Source organism: Mycoplasma leonicaptivi ATCC 49890, from assembly GCF_000622205.1.
GTDB lineage: Bacteria > Bacillota_I > Bacilli_A > Mycoplasmatales > Metamycoplasmataceae > Mycoplasmopsis > Mycoplasmopsis leonicaptivi.
The window spans coordinates 11414-27673 of sequence record NZ_JHWE01000010.1 but is presented as its reverse complement, the minus strand read 5'-3'; the positions used below and the strand labels follow the sequence as shown (position 1 = coordinate 27673).

Annotated in this window: 16 protein-coding genes and 2 rRNA genes; all 18 read right to left on the bottom strand. The window is 32.0% G+C overall.

Going from position 1 to position 16260, the window contains the following annotated elements; genetic code table 4:
• Nucleotides 1-545 (bottom strand): hypothetical protein (locus BU00_RS04395; RefSeq protein ID WP_036458780.1); only part of this gene is annotated, 545 nt, incomplete at its 3' end.
• Nucleotides 546-719: 174 nt separating this feature from the next.
• Nucleotides 720-1085 (bottom strand): 50S ribosomal protein L17, encoded by a 366-nt coding sequence (gene rplQ / locus BU00_RS0100955; protein ID WP_027121101.1) that lies wholly within the window; start codon nt 1083-1085, stop codon nt 720-722.
• Between the two features lies 1 nt (nt 1086).
• Entirely contained in the window at nt 1087-2100 is a 1014-nt protein-coding gene (locus BU00_RS0100950) for a DNA-directed RNA polymerase subunit alpha (protein WP_027121100.1), read from the bottom strand.
• Between the two features lie 30 nt (nt 2101-2130).
• Complete coding sequence (gene rpsK / locus BU00_RS0100945; RefSeq protein WP_027121099.1) at nt 2131-2520, bottom strand: 30S ribosomal protein S11; 390 nt, start codon at nt 2518-2520, stop codon at nt 2131-2133.
• Nucleotides 2521-2522: 2 nt separating this feature from the next.
• Nucleotides 2523-2891 carry a 30S ribosomal protein S13 gene (rpsM, locus tag BU00_RS0100940; RefSeq protein ID WP_027121098.1) on the bottom strand — a complete coding sequence of 123 codons (369 nt, stop codon included), beginning with the start codon at nt 2889-2891 and terminating at the stop codon, nt 2523-2525.
• Nucleotides 2892-2910: 19 nt separating this feature from the next.
• On the bottom strand, nt 2911-3024 hold the full coding sequence (gene rpmJ, locus BU00_RS0100935; RefSeq protein WP_027121097.1) for a 50S ribosomal protein L36: 114 nt from the start codon (nt 3022-3024) through the stop codon (nt 2911-2913).
• Nucleotides 3025-3041: 17 nt separating this feature from the next.
• Nucleotides 3042-3260, bottom strand: a complete 219-nt coding sequence (gene infA / locus BU00_RS0100930) for a translation initiation factor IF-1 (RefSeq protein ID WP_027121096.1) — start codon at nt 3258-3260, stop codon at nt 3042-3044.
• 1 nt (nt 3261) lies between these two features.
• Nucleotides 3262-4008 carry a type I methionyl aminopeptidase gene (gene map, locus BU00_RS0100925; RefSeq protein ID WP_027121095.1) on the bottom strand — a complete coding sequence of 249 codons (747 nt, stop codon included), beginning with the start codon at nt 4006-4008 and terminating at the stop codon, nt 3262-3264.
• Between the two features lie 44 nt (nt 4009-4052).
• The gene (locus BU00_RS0100920) at nt 4053-4709 is read right to left on the bottom strand and encodes an adenylate kinase family protein (protein ID WP_027121094.1); all 657 of its coding nucleotides are present in this window, start codon (nt 4707-4709) and stop codon (nt 4053-4055) included.
• Complete coding sequence (gene secY / locus BU00_RS0100915; RefSeq protein WP_027121093.1) at nt 4703-6136, bottom strand: preprotein translocase subunit SecY; 1434 nt, start codon at nt 6134-6136, stop codon at nt 4703-4705. Before secY ends, BU00_RS0100920 begins: the two co-directional genes overlap by 7 nt.
• A gap of 142 nt (nt 6137-6278) precedes the next feature.
• Nucleotides 6279-9162: ribosomal RNA gene (locus BU00_RS0100910) — 23S ribosomal RNA — on the bottom strand.
• A gap of 308 nt (nt 9163-9470) precedes the next feature.
• Nucleotides 9471-10975: ribosomal RNA gene (locus tag BU00_RS0100905) — 16S ribosomal RNA — on the bottom strand.
• Together the 16S and 23S rRNA genes form the textbook arrangement of a ribosomal RNA operon.
• Before the next feature lie 163 nt (nt 10976-11138).
• Nucleotides 11139-11966: a TIGR00282 family metallophosphoesterase gene (locus BU00_RS0100900; protein WP_027121092.1), complete on the bottom strand. Its 828-nt coding sequence runs from the start codon at nt 11964-11966 to the stop codon at nt 11139-11141.
• 24 nt (nt 11967-11990) lie between these two features.
• Nucleotides 11991-13001 carry a recombinase RecA gene (gene recA, locus BU00_RS0100895; protein WP_027121091.1) on the bottom strand — a complete coding sequence of 337 codons (1011 nt, stop codon included), beginning with the start codon at nt 12999-13001 and terminating at the stop codon, nt 11991-11993.
• A gap of 125 nt (nt 13002-13126) precedes the next feature.
• A complete protein-coding gene (locus BU00_RS0100890) occupies nt 13127-14191 on the bottom strand; it encodes an energy-coupling factor transporter transmembrane component T family protein (protein WP_027121090.1) in 1065 nt (354 codons plus the stop codon).
• A complete protein-coding gene (locus BU00_RS0100885; protein WP_027121089.1) occupies nt 14191-15093 on the bottom strand; it encodes an energy-coupling factor transporter ATPase in 903 nt (300 codons plus the stop codon). Before BU00_RS0100885 ends, BU00_RS0100890 begins: the two co-directional genes overlap by 1 nt.
• Nucleotides 15084-15884, bottom strand: a complete 801-nt coding sequence (locus BU00_RS0100880) for an energy-coupling factor transporter ATPase (protein WP_027121088.1) — start codon at nt 15882-15884, stop codon at nt 15084-15086. The genes BU00_RS0100885 and BU00_RS0100880 overlap by 10 nt, the downstream gene beginning before the upstream one ends.
• Before the next feature lie 50 nt (nt 15885-15934).
• Nucleotides 15935-16198, bottom strand: coding sequence for a hypothetical protein (locus tag BU00_RS0100875; RefSeq protein WP_027121087.1), 264 nt, complete (start codon nt 16196-16198; stop codon nt 15935-15937).
• Nucleotides 16199-16260 lie beyond the last annotated feature (62 nt).

Below are 16260 nucleotides of genomic sequence, written 5' to 3'. Positions count from 1 at the left end.
TGTGTAGAATTATTGATTCTTATTTTTTCAATATTTTTTAAAAGTGTATTTTTATTGTTTAGCAATAAATTTAACATACGATAAAAACTATTTTTCGAATAATCAAGATCTAATCCACTTAGATCTCTTTTGTAATAACTATTTAAAATACTTGAAGGATTAGAGATTTTATTAGCCATACTGTATTTAATTATTTCTTTCATACCTTTATGTTTACCGTAATTAAAATCTTTTAAAAGATTAAGTTTATCTATAAATTTTTCAATAACATCAACACCTGCATTAATTTTTATGTTTTTGTATGTTGGTTTATTCAGACTTGTCATAATCAGATTTTTTAAAAGTTCTGGATTTACTTTTTCATCATAATCACAAATGATGTTGTCAATTACTTTTTTATAGTTTTCATTTAGTTTCTCAATTTGTTCGCTATTTCCAAGACTTAAAATTTTTATATTTGTTCTTTTTCCATTTTTTAAACCAACATAACCTATATTTTTGTAAGAATGTTTTTGATTTTTAACAGTATAAAGCATTAATTTCATATCTAAATTATACCATAATATATAGCAATATATAGCATTATTTTTATTTTTTTATACTACTATGTAGTATAAAAGTTCTAAAAAACATAAAAAACCTGCGTTTTCTGGGAAACGCAGGAAAATCAAGCAAGAAGCTTGATTTTTATGAATATAATTTTGTAAGGAAATTATTTATTAAACTAATTCAATAATTGCCATTCTTGTGTTATCACCTTGTCTTTTAGGTAATTTAATAATTCTTGTGTATCCACCTTGTCTTTCTTTATATTTTGGTGCAATAGAATCAATCAAATGTTTTAAAACAGTTTTTTCTGAATCATTAACTTTTATAGGACGTAAAAATGATGCAGCTATACGTATATTTGCTAATGTAGGATTTTTTGCTTTTTGAATTAATTTTTCTGCGTGTCTTCTAACTTCTTTTGCTCTTGTTAAAGTAGTAATAATGTGACCATTTGCGTATAATTCACTAACAAGTGAACGCATTACACCTTTTCTTCATTTTGTATCACGTGAATAAATTTGTGTTGGATTTGCCATTCTATTCTTCTCCTTTTAAATTTTTACCATGTTCTTTTATTTTTGCGATAATTTCTTCTACAGATTTCTTACCTAAGTTTTTAACACCTTCAAGTTCTTCTTTTGTTAATTCACATATTTTGCTTAGTTTTCTAATATTAGACATTCTTAAAGCATTTGAAGAACGAACAGATAAATTAAGTTGTGCAATATCTAAATCATCTTCGACATAATGAACTTCTTCTTTAACTGGTTCTTCGAAAATATTAACATCTTCAATATTATCAATTTCACCTATAACTTGGAATAAACCAATTAAGTATTTTGTAGCTTCTTTTATAGCATTTTTTCCTGAGACAGTACCATCAGTTTCAATATTAAATTCTAGTTCTTCCTCTATTTTTGCAGATGCTGTATTTAATTCTTTTACTTTATAATTAACATTTTTAATTGGTGAAAATTCTGAATCTACTGCGATAAATTGTGTTTTGGAATTTGTTATTTCTGTTTGTAGTTTAGTTAAAATATCAGTTGAATTAATAAAAGTTTTATTTTCTTCAAAAGACATAAAACCACGACCACCACGTAAATACATCTCAATTTTTAACGCATTTGGTTTTAAAGTTTCTGCAATTTCAACTGATGTGTCAATAATTTTTACACCAGGATTACTTATTTCAAAACCAGCAGCAGTAACTTTTCCAGTATCCGATGATAATAACTTTGCTTTAATAATCTCATCATCTGCAATATATTCAGGATTGTAACTAAATCTAACTTTTCTTAAATTCATTATTATAGATGGAACATCTTCAATAACGTCTTTTAAAGTAGTAAACTCATGCTCAGCACCTTCTATTCTAACACAAAAAGGAGCTAAATTAGTAATGCTTGATAAAAGAACTCTTCTTAGTGCAACACCTAATGTATTACCAAAACCTCTTTCAAGACCTTGTAACACAAAAGATAACTCATTTTCTGTATCTTTTTTAAACTCAAGTTTTCTTTTATATGTTAATGGTTTCATTTTTTCCATATCTAAATTACCTTTCAAAAAGAGAATAAATTATTTTCTTGCACGTTCACGTTTTAAAATACGTTTTGGTGGTCTTGTACCATTGTGTGGTATTGGTGTAACATCTTTAACTTCTGTAACAGTAATCCCTGCTACTTCAATTTGTTTTCTTGCAGAATCTTTACCTGCTCCTAAACCTTTTAATTCTACTTTAACAGATTTTATTCCGTGTTCTTTAGCTGCTTCTGCTGCTGCCTGTGCTGCTAAACCAGCTGCGTATGGTGTTTTTTTCTTTGTACCTTTATAACCAATTGCACCCGCTGATGATCAAGCAATTACATTACCTTTTTCATCTGCAAAAGTAACTATTGTATTTTGATTTGTTGAGTGAATATGAGCAACACCATTAACAATATTTTTCTTTTTTGTTTTACGAGCCATTATTATTTACCTTTCTTTCCTGCTACTGTCTTTCTTGGACCCTTACGTGTTCTAGCATTCTTTTGAGTAACTTGACCACGAACTGGTAATCCTTTACGGTGTCTAATACCACGGTAGCATTTTATTTCCATTAAACGTTTAATGTTTAAAGTAACTTCTCTACGTAAATCACCTTCTGTTGTATAAACTTTTGCAGCCTCACGAATTCTTGATAATTCTTCTTCTGATAATTCTTGAACACGTTTATTTTCATCAATTTTTGCATTAGCACAAATTTCTTGCGCTAATGATTTTCCAATACCATAAATATATGTTAAAGAAATAACAACACGTTTATTATTTGGAATTTCAACATTTAAAACTCTAGCCATATTTTAATACCTTTCTAAATTAACCTTGTCTTTGTTTGTGTTTTGGTTGAACACAAATAACACGGTTTATACCTTTACGTTTAATCATTTTGCAATCTTTGCACATTTTTTTAACACTTGCTCTAACTTTCATTGTATCTCCTTTAATAATTATTTGTGTCTATAAACAATTCTTCCTTGTGTTAAATCATAAGGACTTAGTTCTACATCTACATAATCACCTGGAAGTATTCTAATGTGATTTACTCTCATTTTTCCAGAAATATGCGCTTTGATTTGATGTCCATTGTCTTCAAGTTCAACTGTATATAAATCAGTTGTATGAGCCTCTTTTACTAATGCCTTAAATTTAATAGCGTCTTTTGCCAAATTATATTCCTTTCGTTAAAACAACACCTTTTCAATCTTTAATTAATACAGTGTGTTCGTAATGGGCAGTATTTGAACCATCTGAACTTACAACAGTTCAACCATCTTTTAAAATTTTAATTTTAGGTGTTTGCATTATCATTGGTTCTATACAAATAACCATACCATTTTGAATAAGAGGACCTGTTCCTTTTTTTCCTTTATTTGGAACTTCTGGATCTTCATGTAAATTTTTACCAATACCATGTCCTATAAATTCACTTGGAGTAAATAAATTCTGTTTCTTAATATATTCACCAATTGCATAAGAAATGTCTCCAATTCTTGCACCTTTTTTTATCGCTTTTAAACCTGCTTCAAAGGCTTTGATTGCAGTTTCTATAATTTTTTTATCATTTAAGGAAACTAAACCAACAGGTTTTGTAAAAGCACTATCACTATTGTAACCTTCTCAAATACATCCAAGGTCAACACTAATCAAGTCTCCTTCTTTAACTATGTATTTAGTCGGTATACCATGTATCAATTGTTCATTAACGGAAATGCAAGCAGTAGCAGGAAAACCATATAATCCTAAAAATGCTGGCTTAGCACCTCTTTTTATAATTTCATTAAAAGCCAATTGATCTATATCTTTTAAAGAAACCCCTGGTCTTATAAAGTCTCATATGATATTTTTAACTTCTGCCAAGATTGAGCAACTTTTTGCTATTTTTTGAATTTCTTCTTGTGTTTTTATCAAACCCATGTTGCTCCTTTAAAATAAAATAAGATACTTTTTAAAAAAAGTATCTATATTTTACCATTTTTATTTAAAACTGATAAAACTTTATCTGCTACAATTTCAGGACTATTTGAAGAATCAATCATTATTAGTTTATTGTTTTTTTGATAGAAATCAATTAAAGGTTTTGTTTTTTCATAATAGATTTCTAGTCTTGATTTAATTTTTTCAGGTTTATCGTCTTCTCTTGTGATTAGCATTTCACCATCATTATTACATATATTATCAAGAGTTGGTTTTTTAAATTTAATATGATACCCTTGATTACATTTTGGACAAAGCCTTCTACCAGAGAGTCTTTCCAAAATAATTTCTTGTTTAACATCTAAACAAATAACATCAAAATTAAAATTTTCAATTGTATCTAAGAATAAAGCTTGATCAACTGTTCTAGGGAAACCATCTAACATAAAGTACTGATTTTGTTTAATTAAATTTTGTATAAAATTACCAACAATTTTATTTGTAATATCATCTGGTACATAACCACCTGAATAAACATATTCTTGAACTTTTATTCCTAATTCTGTTTTATTAGCTATTTCATTTCTAAAAACGTTACCAGTTGAAATATGTTTAAGATTTGTATTTTTTGAAATTATTTCTGCAACAGTACCCTTACCTACACCAGGCGCTCCGATAAAAATTATATTCTTTTCTATCATAATAATCCTTCATTTTCTATTGAAATATCTTTATTTTTATTATTCTCTATTAATTCAAGATTAGCAATTGTTTTCTTTTTAGCTTTTGCTAATTTGTTTGATTTTAATCTTGTTTTAAATTGACTTAAAGTTTCAAGTGAAGTTGAAACTAAAATCATTAAACTTGTTCCACCAAAAGCAATTGAAGAAGGTAATAAATTCGTCATTATTTGCACAAATTGCATACTACCTAATAAAAGTAAATAAAATGCTGAAAAAATACTTAATCTAAAAACAACAGCAATCAAATAATCTTGTGTGTCTTCACCGGGACGGATACCAGGTATAAAAGTGGTGTTTTTTGTAAAATCTTCTGCTACTTTATCAACTTTTGATTGTTGGATTCCCATAATAAGTGAAAAAACAAAAACAATTGTAACGAGTAAAGAAAAACCTACAACACTTGTAAATTGCATATTTTGATTTATTCATTGTTTTGATGGATTTGTTTCTGGTAATAAATTAGCAATCATAGTAGGGAAAGATAAAACCATCATTGCAAAAATAATAGGCATAATACCTGCTGGATTGGCTTTAATTGGTAATTTACTAATTTCTTTTTTAGATTTTGACCTTCCTGCACCAACTTGCTGAATAGGTATGTGTCTTTCTGCTAAATAAACAATACTTATTATTAATAAAACAGTTATGTACGCTAAAACATAAGTAGAAAAATTAACGATATTTGAAATAATATTATTTTTAGAAATATCACCTACATAGTAATTAAAAGCTGCTTGGAATTGAAACGGAATTCTTGTTGCAATGCCTACAAAAATAAGTAAACTTGTCCCATTACCTATTCCTTTATTTGTTATTTCTTCAGAAATTCATAAAGCAAACAAAGAAGAAGCAACTAAAATCATTGGTATAATGAATAAAACTATTGTATTATTTGAAAAATAATTGCTTTCTAAAATTTGTATAAATGAATTAGCGCCACCAGAAGATAAAGATCTTGTTAAAAATATAGCTTGTGGATATGCTATAAAAAAAGTTAGAAATCTTGTAATTATATTTATTTTTCTTCTTCCTTGTGGTCCAGATTGACTTAATTTATGAATAGGAGGGAATAATTTTGATTGTAAAATCATCATTATTAATGAAGCGTTAATAAAAGGACTAATTCCTAATGCGAACAGTGAAAATTGTCTTAAACCACCACCACCAATAAGATTAAGTGTGTTTAAAAATGAATTATTTGTAAATTGACTAATATCCGCAACCTTAATAAATGGTGAAGTAATAGTTGTACCTAAAATAAAAACAAATAATAAAAATGAGGTGTAAATACCTTTTTTTAATAGTTCTTTTGTACTTCAAAAACTTTTTCAATAATTGCTAAATTTAAGGAAAAACTTAGATAAATTAAATATAAAATTTTGCAATTTAACTCCTTCTTAATTACTATATTATAAATAAAAAAGTATTTTTTAAAAGAATAAAAAATATAAAAAAAGCCCTATAAGGGCAATGTTCTCTGAAAACTGAATAGTAATTAATAATTCATTAAAATGTCTTGAATACATTTCTTTTAAACCTATCAATTTATTAGTAATGGTCAGCTGAATGTATTACTACACTTACACTTCCATCCTATCAACCTCGTAGTCTACAAGGAATTTCAAGGGAATACTTATCTTTGAGGAGGCTTCCCACTTAGATGCTTTCAGCGGTTATCCTTTCCGTACTTAGCTACCCAGCTATGCTTCTGGCGAAACAACTGGAACACCAGCGGTACGTCCACTCCGGTCCTCTCGTACTAAGAGCAGCTCTCATCAATATTCCAACGCCCACATCAGATAGGGACCGAACTGTCTCACGACGTTCTGAACCCAGCTCGCGTACCGCTTTAATTGGCGAACAGCCAAACCCTTGGAACCGACTCCAGCTCCAGGATGCGATGAGCCGACATCGAGGTGCCAAACCTTGCCGTCGATGTGATCTCTTGGGCAAGATAAGCCTGTTATCCCCAGGGTAACTTTTATCCGTTGAGCGACTGCCGTTCCATGACGTACAGCCGGATCACTAAGTCCTGCTTTCGCACCTGCTCGACTTGTAGGTCTCGCAGTCAAGCACACTTCTACCTTTGCGCTCTACATATGGTTTCTGACCATATTGAGTGTACCTTTGAACGCCTCCGTTACCTTTTAGGAGGCGACCGCCCCAGTCAAACTACCCACCACGCACTGTCTCCCCGCCGGATAACGGCGGCAGGTTAGAAACTCAACATACCAAGGGTGGTATTTCAAGGTTGACTCCTTTATGACTGGCGTCATAATCTCAATGTCTCCCACCTATCCTACACATGTTAGGCCAAGTTTCAATACGAAGTTGTAGTAAAGCTCCATGGGGTCTTTTCGTCTTGATGCGGGTACCCAGCGTTTTCACTGGGACCATAATTTCACCGAGTCCAATGTTGAGACAGTTGAGAGATCATTGCGCCTTTCGTGCAGGTCAGTATTTAGCCGACAAGGAATTTCGCTACCTTAGGACCGTTATAGTTACGGCCGCCGTTCACCCGGGCTTCATTTCAACGCTTCGCATAAGCTAACGCATCCACTTAACCTTCGGGCACTGGGCAGGCTTCACCCCCTATACATCACCTTGCGGTTTAGCAGAGAGCTGTGTTTTTGATAAACAGTTGCCCCTCACAATTTACTGTGGCCAGTTTTCACTGGCACCCCTTTTCGCGAACTTACGGGGTTAATTTGCAGAGTTCCTTAACATTGGTTTTCTCGCTCGCCTTAGAATACTCATCTTGGGAACGTGTGTCCGTTCTCGGTACAGGTACCACGATATTTAAACGTTTAGAAGCTTTTCTTGGAAGCATGAAATCACACAATTCAGCTTTACAGCTTATGATTCGTAACTTACGGTTGTAGAATACGCATTTAACTATATTCACCACTAATTACTTACCCCCAAATCCAATAATGGGTAGTGTTATCCTTCTCCGTCACTCCATCACTATATCAGGTAGTACAGGAATATTAACCTGTTGTCCATCGGATACGCTTTTCAGCCTCTCCTTAGGTCCTGACTAACCCTGGGTGGACGAACCTTCCCCAGGAAACCTTTCCCAATAGGCGTCGTGGATTCTCACCACGAATCGTTACTCATACCGGCATTCTCACTTCCTATAACTCCACCAGTTCTCACGATCTGGCTTCACCGTATTAGGAACGCTCCTCTAACGCACTTGCGTGCCCGTGGCTTCGGTATTGTGTTTTACTCCCGTTAAATTATTGGCGCAAGATCTCTTGACTAGTGAGCTATTACGCACTCTTTAAAGGGTGGCTGCTTCTAAGCCAACCTCCTAGTTGTTTATGAAATCTCACAACCTTTCTGACTTAACACAATTTTGGGACCTTAGCCGACGATCTGGGTTGTTGCCCTCGCGAGCCGGGACGTTAGCACCCCGGTTCCGACTGCATGACAATTCACAATGGTATTCGGAGTTTGATTATAGTCAGTACAGCTAGGCGCCGCCATTCCATATTCAGTGCTCTACCACCAAAGTTTAACATCACACGCTAGCCCTAAAGCTATTTCGAGGAGAACCAGCTATCTCCAAGTTCGATTGGAATTTCTCCACTATTCACAAGTCATCCGGGCACTTTTCAGCGTACTACGGTTCGGCCCTCCACTTGGTGTTATCCAAGCTTCAGCCTGCTCATGAATAGATCACATGGTTTCGGGTATATATCAACATACTAAACGCCCTATTCAGACTCGATTTCTCTACGGCTCCGCTTTTTTCTGCTTAACCTCGCATGTTAACATAACTCGCCGGTCCATACTGCAAGATGTACGCCATCAGCCATTAACGGCCTCTGACTAATTGTAAGTAAGTGGTTTCAGATTCTATTTCACTCCCCTCCCGGGGTTCTTTTCACCTTTCCCTCACGGTACTAGTTCACTATCGGTGTCTGGTTAGTATTTAGCCTTACCGGATGGTCCCGGCAGATTCAGACAGGGTTTCACGTGCCCCGCCCTACTCAGGATACTATCAGAAGTTCTTACTATTTCACATACAGGAGTCTCACCTTCTATGCTTTAGTTTCCCACCTAATTCTGTTATAATAAGAATTTGTAACTTCGTGTAGATAGTCCTACAACCCCAACTAAAAGTTGGTTTGGGCTCTTCCAATTTCGCTCGCCGCTACTAATGGAATCATTATTTATTTTCTCTTCCTGTTGCTACTAAGATGTTTCAGTTCACAACGTGTCTCGCTATTAAAACTATGGATTCATTTTAAAGCAGTTAGAAATTACTCTAACTAGGTTTCCCCATTCGGAAATCCCCGTTTCGTAGCTTATATCCAGCTCAACGAGGCTTATCGCAGGTAATCACGTCCTTCATCGACTTCCAGACCCAAGGCATCCACCACTCACTCTTACTTATTTAAAAGATCAATATTTTCCTATTGTTGTTGATGTATTCAAAGACATTTTAATAAATTATTATTACTAATAATTACTCGGTATCACAAAACAAATTGACTAATTTATTTTTTTGATGTCGTTGTTATATTAATTTATCTTTACTATTCAGTTTTCAAAGAACAAGTTTATACTGAGAGAAAGTTCTCTCAAAACTAGATACACTACTGGACTATTAAAACAGCACATAACATAAAAAATAATTAATCTTGAAATAGTCTATTAAAAATTGGTAATTGTTACTAAAATGAAAATTGTAACTTTTGTACTCCGTAGAAAGGAGGTAATCCATCCCCACGTTCTCGTAGGGATACCTTGTTACGACTTCACCCCAGTCACCGGCCCTGCCTTAGGCAGTTGTCTCCGTAGTTAACAAAACCGACTTCGGGCATTACCAGCTCCCATGGTGTGACGGGCGGTGTGTACAAGACCCGAGAACGTATTCACCGTAGCGTAGCTGATCTACGATTACTAGCGATTCCGACTTCATGTAGTCGAGTTGCAGACTACAATCCGAACTGAGAACGGTTTTTTGAGATTTGCTCCATATCACTATATTGCTTCTCTTTGTACCGTCCATTGTAGCACGTGTGTTGCCCCACTCGTAAGAGGCATGATGATTTGACGTCGTCCCCGCCTTCCTCCCAATTACTTGGGCAGTATCTCTAAAAAATTAACTAAAGAAAAGGGTTGCGCTCGTTATGGCACTTAAGCGTACATCTCACGACACGAGCTGACGACAACCATGCACCATCTGTCATTCCGTTAACCTCGACTATATCTCTATAGCTTTGCGGAAGATGTCAAGAGTGGGTAAGGTTCTACGCGTATCTTCAAATTAAACCACATGCTCCACCGCTTGTGCGGATCCCCGTCAATTCCTTTAAGTTTCACTCTTGCGAGCATACTACTCAGGCGGATGATTTAATGCGTTAGCTGTGCCGATAGTTCCTATCAGCTAATCATCATCGTTTACGGCGTGGACTACCAGGGTATCTAATCCTGTTTGCTCCCCACGCTTTCGTCTCTCAGTGTCAATAAGTGCCCAGTAAGCTGCCTTCGCCATGTTGGTGTTCTTCCTAATATCTACGCATTTCACCGCTTCACTAGGAATTCCGCTTACCTCTACACTATTCTAGTATGCCAGTATCCAACGCAATTTGGGGTTGAGCCCCAAGTTTTAACGCCAGACTTAACACACAACCTACAGACGCTTTACGCCCAATAATTCCGGATAACGCTTGCAACCTATGTATTACCGCGGCTGCTGGCACATAGTTAGCCGTTGCTTTCTGACAAGGTACCGTCAAGGCATTATCATTTCCTATAATGCTTTTTCTTCCCTTATAACAGCAGTTTACAACCCGAAGGCCTTCTTCCTGCACGCTGTGTCGCTCCATCAGGCTTTCGCCCATTGTGGAAAATTCCCTACTGCTGCCTCCCGTAGGAGTCTGGGCCGTATCTCAGTCCCAGTGTGGCGGATCAGTCTCTCAACCCCGCTAAACATCATCGTCTTGGTAGGCCATTACCCTACCAACAAACTAATGCTCCGCACCCCGATTCTTTAGTGAAGCGAACGCTTCTTTTATATATTTTTCATGCGAAAAATATAAGTATCCGGTATTAGCGATAATTTCTCATCGTTGTCCCAATCTAAAGAGTACGTTAAGTACGTGTTACTCACCCATTCGCCGCTAAGTTCTAAAAGAACTCCGCTCGACATGCATGTATTAGGCACACAGCCAGCGTTCATCCTGAGCCAGGATCAAACTCTCGAAAAAATTGACTGTCATGTTTGTGTATCTAGTTTTCAAAGAACTTTTTTAATCCGCTTTTTAAACAGCGGTGAAATTATTATAACACAGATTTTTTTTTACAAAAAAAATTAATAATTTATTTTTGAAAATTATTAATTTTTAAGTTTATTAAAATGATTTACTAATATTATTTGTTTAAACAATTAAAGAAATTTAAGGGTTTTATAATATTTTTTTTGTTTTTAAGACCTTGTTTAAAAAAATCAATGATAACTGAATTAAATTGTGTGTTATTTTCACTAACAACAAATTTCTTTCTTGAACTATTATCGATCATTTTTTGTTTTACTTCATCGACACGAACACCAATTGCAGAATCCATTGGGCCAACCATTCCTACATCAGTTATAAAACAAGTACCATTTGGTAAAACATGGGCATCATTTGTTTGCACATGGGTATGAGTTCCACAAACGGCATCAACTCTACCATCAAGATGTAAACCTAATACATATTTTTCACTTGTTGTTTCAGCATGAAAATCAATAAAATGAAAATCTGTTTGTTCTTCATTTTCTAAAAGATTATCAATGTGTTGAATGAAGGGTTCTGCATATTGTTCTTTTCATGGTTTAAGAAGTTCATTAAATGAAATACCCATTAGCGAAGTAACACGCAATGAAAAATTATTTATATTAAATATTAGTGTCCCTTTTCCTGGATAACTATTTTTAATATTATATGGACGAATGATCGGTTCATTTTCAATAAAATTTAAAATTTCATTGTTTGCTCACACATGGTTTCCCATTGTAAAGCAATTTACCCCTGCTTCCTTTAATAATTTATAATCATCTCAAGATAAACCTTTTCTTCCTGTAATATTTTCACCTTGCGCAATTACAAAATCTATTTTTTCTTCTTTTAATAATTTTGGTAAAACATTTTGAACTGTCTTAACTCCAGGTTCTCCGAATATATCACCAATAAACAAAATTCTTAAATCTGGCTTCATAAAACCCCCATATAATTTATTAAATTATATAATGGTTTTTTCTTTTAAATCACTTTTTTCTAAAATTTCAGTTATTTCATGTTCTAGTTCTTTGTTATTAAAAATATAATCTCTCATATTTTTCTTACCTTGTGCAACATTAGAATTTTTATAACTATATCACGCACCTTTTTTTTCTAAAACATTGTATTCCAAGCCAATTTCCACTAGTTCATTGTATTTATCAATACCTTCATTAAACAATATTTCTGTAACACCTGTTCTATAAGGGGCTGATAATTTATTTTTTACAATCTTAAATTTCATTTCTGAACCAATAATATCTTTGTCACCAGAAATTGTTTGTCCTTTTCTGACTTCTATTCTAATGCTTGAATAAAATTTAAGTGCTCTTCCACCAGGAGTTGTTTCTGGATTCCCAAATATAACACCTACTTTTTCTCTTATTTGATTTATAAAAATAATAGTTGTTTTATTTTTATTTAAATTACCAGTAATTTTTCTTAATGCTTTTGACATTAATCTGGCTTGAGCACCTATTTGTTGATCCCCCATTTCTCCATTTAATTCCGCTTCAGGAACTAATGCAGCGACACTATCAACAACAATTAAATCAATTTTGCTTGTTTTTGCTAAAATATCAACTATTTCTAGAGCTTGTTCGCCTGAATCGGGTTGAGAAAGGATTAAATCATTAACATTAACACCAATTTTCTCAGCAAATGCAGGATCAATTGAATGCTCAGCATCTATAAAAGCAGCAATCCCTCCTCTTTTTTGAATTTCCGCTATTGCATGTAATGATAAAGTGGTTTTACCACAGCTTTCTGGACCATAAATTTCTATAATCCTTCCTTTTGGATAACCACCAATTCCTAAAATATGATCTAAAATATAACTTCCACTATGAAAAGTTTCAACTGATACATCAGGTACATCACCTAATAACATAACGGATTCTTTTCCAAATTTTTTTTCAATTTGGTTAATTGCATTTTTTATAATATTTTTGTTTTCTTTATCTAGATCTGACATATTTCTCCTTAACATATTGTTATATTTTTAGAATAATTAAAATTAAAATTTATTTTTTTAGGAAAAAACTCAATTTTGTACTTTAAAACCAACTTATTTATAAAATAATAAGTTGGTTTTTTGTATTATGAAACAATTCTTAATTTATAAAATCATTCCGGTAAGGTGTAATACCCAATATTACCCATTTTAGAAACTTCATTTAAGGTATTTAGTTCTGTATTTTTAATAACTAAATAATTTAAAATCATAAATGAGATAATTATTATTATGAATAAAACTAAAACTAGATCTCTTCATGTTGGTTTAATTTTTCTATATTTGGTTCTTTTTTCATAAGGATCATAACCTCTGGTTTCCATTGCATTTGCTAAATCATCAGCTTTTTGGAATGAAGAAACAAAGAGTGGAATTATTAATGTTGTAAATGCAATAACCTTATCTTTTGCTGTACCATTTTTGAAATCAACTCCACGCGATGATTGTGCTTTTATTATTCTGTGTGATTCATCAACAAGTGTAGGAATAAATCTTAAAGCTATTGATATTATTGTTGCAATAATATGAGTAGGAATAAAAATTAACTTCAAAGGTGTTAAAAGTGATTCGATAGATTTATTTAGCAAAATTGGTCTTGTAGTATTAGTAAGCAATGTTGTTACTAAAATCATTATATAAATTCTTAAAAAAAGTGAAAAGATTTTAGAAATAGAGTTTAGTGAAATTCCATATTGAACAAATGCTTTGTTTCCATATAAGTTTTTATAATAATTAGCTAAATCAAGATTACCATATCATTCTGGTTTATAAAAGTCTTCTCAAGTTAAGTTTTGAATTTCTGAACCTACTTTTACTTTTAATTCTTTTGAACTTGTTATAAACGCTCAGAAATATTCATTGTAATATTTTTGACTATAAACAACCTCAGAATTAATTGTATAAATATTAACTATAAATAAAACTAATGATATAATCAAAGGGACTTTCATTAATTTAAAAATAGGTCTTATTTTTTTGATTGAAATATAATAAACAAAAATTAACAATGAAGCGAGAGTGATCATATCTATAAAAGAACTTGCTATAAATACCATTATAATAAATAAAATAGAAAGTAAGACTTTTAGTCTTGGATCAATTTTATATAAAAAGGTATTTCCGTGTAAATAGCGTCCAAATACACTTTTCATTATTTATTACCTCTATAAGTATTTAAAAAATTTGCTAAATCATCAATGGTTTTCACAACTGGTACAGGTATTCCTTTGTTTCTTAACTTATATACAAAATCCAGAAGTTGCGGTGGTTGTAAATTGTTTTCTTTAAGTAGTTCTATATTATTTAATATTTCATATGGTTCACCATCAAGAACAATTTTTCCGTCTTTTAATAATAAAACCCTACTTGAGCGTTCTAAAATATTATCTAAATCATGTGTTACATTAATAATTGTTTTTCCTTGTTTGTTAAGTGAGCTTAGGATATCTAAAATTTCAACAACACCAACCGGATCTAAACCAGCAGTAGGTTCATCAAAAACCATAAAATCTGGTTCCATTGCTAAAATTCCTGCAATAGCAACTCTTCTTTTTTGGCCACCAGAAAGCTCAAAAGGACTTTTTTCTAAATATTCTTCTGGTAAACCTACTAATTTAAGGCACTCTTGTGCTTTTTTATAAGCCTCTTCCTTAGAGACACCGTATGCGATAGGACCAAAAGCAATATCTTCTTTAATTGTATTTTTAAAAAGTTGATATTCTGCAAATTGAAATACTATACCAATTTTTTGTCTTAATTTTTTAACATCAATTTTCTTTTTATTTTTTGTGGAATAATTAAATTCTTCTTCTGAACTTTGTTGTGTTTTTTTATTAAAAACTTTTGCTACAAAATTTCAGTTAATTTCGCCAGATGTTGGTTCTAATAATCCATTAAGATGTTCAATTAATGTAGTTTTTCCAGAACCAGTTGAACCAATTATCCCAACATATTCACCTTCATTTATTTTACAACTCGCTTCTTTTAAGGCAGTAAACTCTCAAGGTGTTTTAGGATGAAATGTATGAGCTATTTTATCTAATTTTATTTGCATAATAAATCTATTAACTCCTTTTCATCATATGTTGGATTAATTCCGTTAATTTTAGAACTTAGTTTATAAATAAATGGTGAATCTATTTTTGCAATTTCTAAAATTTCTTTATTATTTAAAATTTCTTTTGGTGAACCAGAGGCAATTAATTTTCCATTAGCAAACACCAAACATTTGTCCGCTAAAATTGCTTCATCCATATCATGAGTAATAGATATAAGTGTTTTATTTTTATCTGCTTGAATTTCTTTGATAATATTAATAACTGTTGATTTACCTTTTGGATCTAACATTGAAGTAACTTCATCAAAAATAACCACATCAGGGTTTAGAGCTAAAACAGAGGCAATAGCAACTCTTTGTTTTTGACCACCAGAAAGGTTTTCTGGTTCACGCTCTAAGTGTTTTTCCATATCTACTTTTTTAGCATACTCGTAGACTCTTTTTTTCATCTCTTCTTGTGGTATATTATGATTTTCAAGACCAAATGCTATATCATCTTCTACTGATGAACCTATAAACTGATTATCAGGGTTTTGAAAAATAATACCTATTTTTTGTCTTATTTTTAATAAATTTTCTCTTTTGTATTCAATACCATCGATAAAAATAGAACCTTCTTGTGGCTTTAATAACGCTACTAAAATTTTTGATAATGTACTTTTACCAGAACCGTTGTGACCAAGTATTGCAACATATTCACCTTTTTCAATAGAAAAAGACACATCGTTTAATGCTGGTTTGAACTTTTCTGGGTTATAACTAAAAACAATATTCTTTACTTCAATCATATATAAATTTTATAAAAAAAACTAAAATATTGTTTTTTTATTTTAGTTTTTTATATTTCTTTTTCTTTAGCAAGGATTAATAAAAGTTTTCTTTTTAACCATTCTGCTTGAGCAATTGTTTTTATTCTTTGATAATGGTCAAGATATTTATCATATAAAATAATATTCTTTGTTTGAGCATTCATTTCTCAAATTTCTTTTTTTAGTTTGGCTAACTTTTTCCGTTGAGATAAGTATATTGTAACGAAAACACCAACAATTACTACTATAAATATAAAGATTATTATTGATACTATTATTAACTCTGTTATCATATTATTTTCACTCCTTATTTTTTATGACTTAATATAATAAGTATATATATATATATATATAT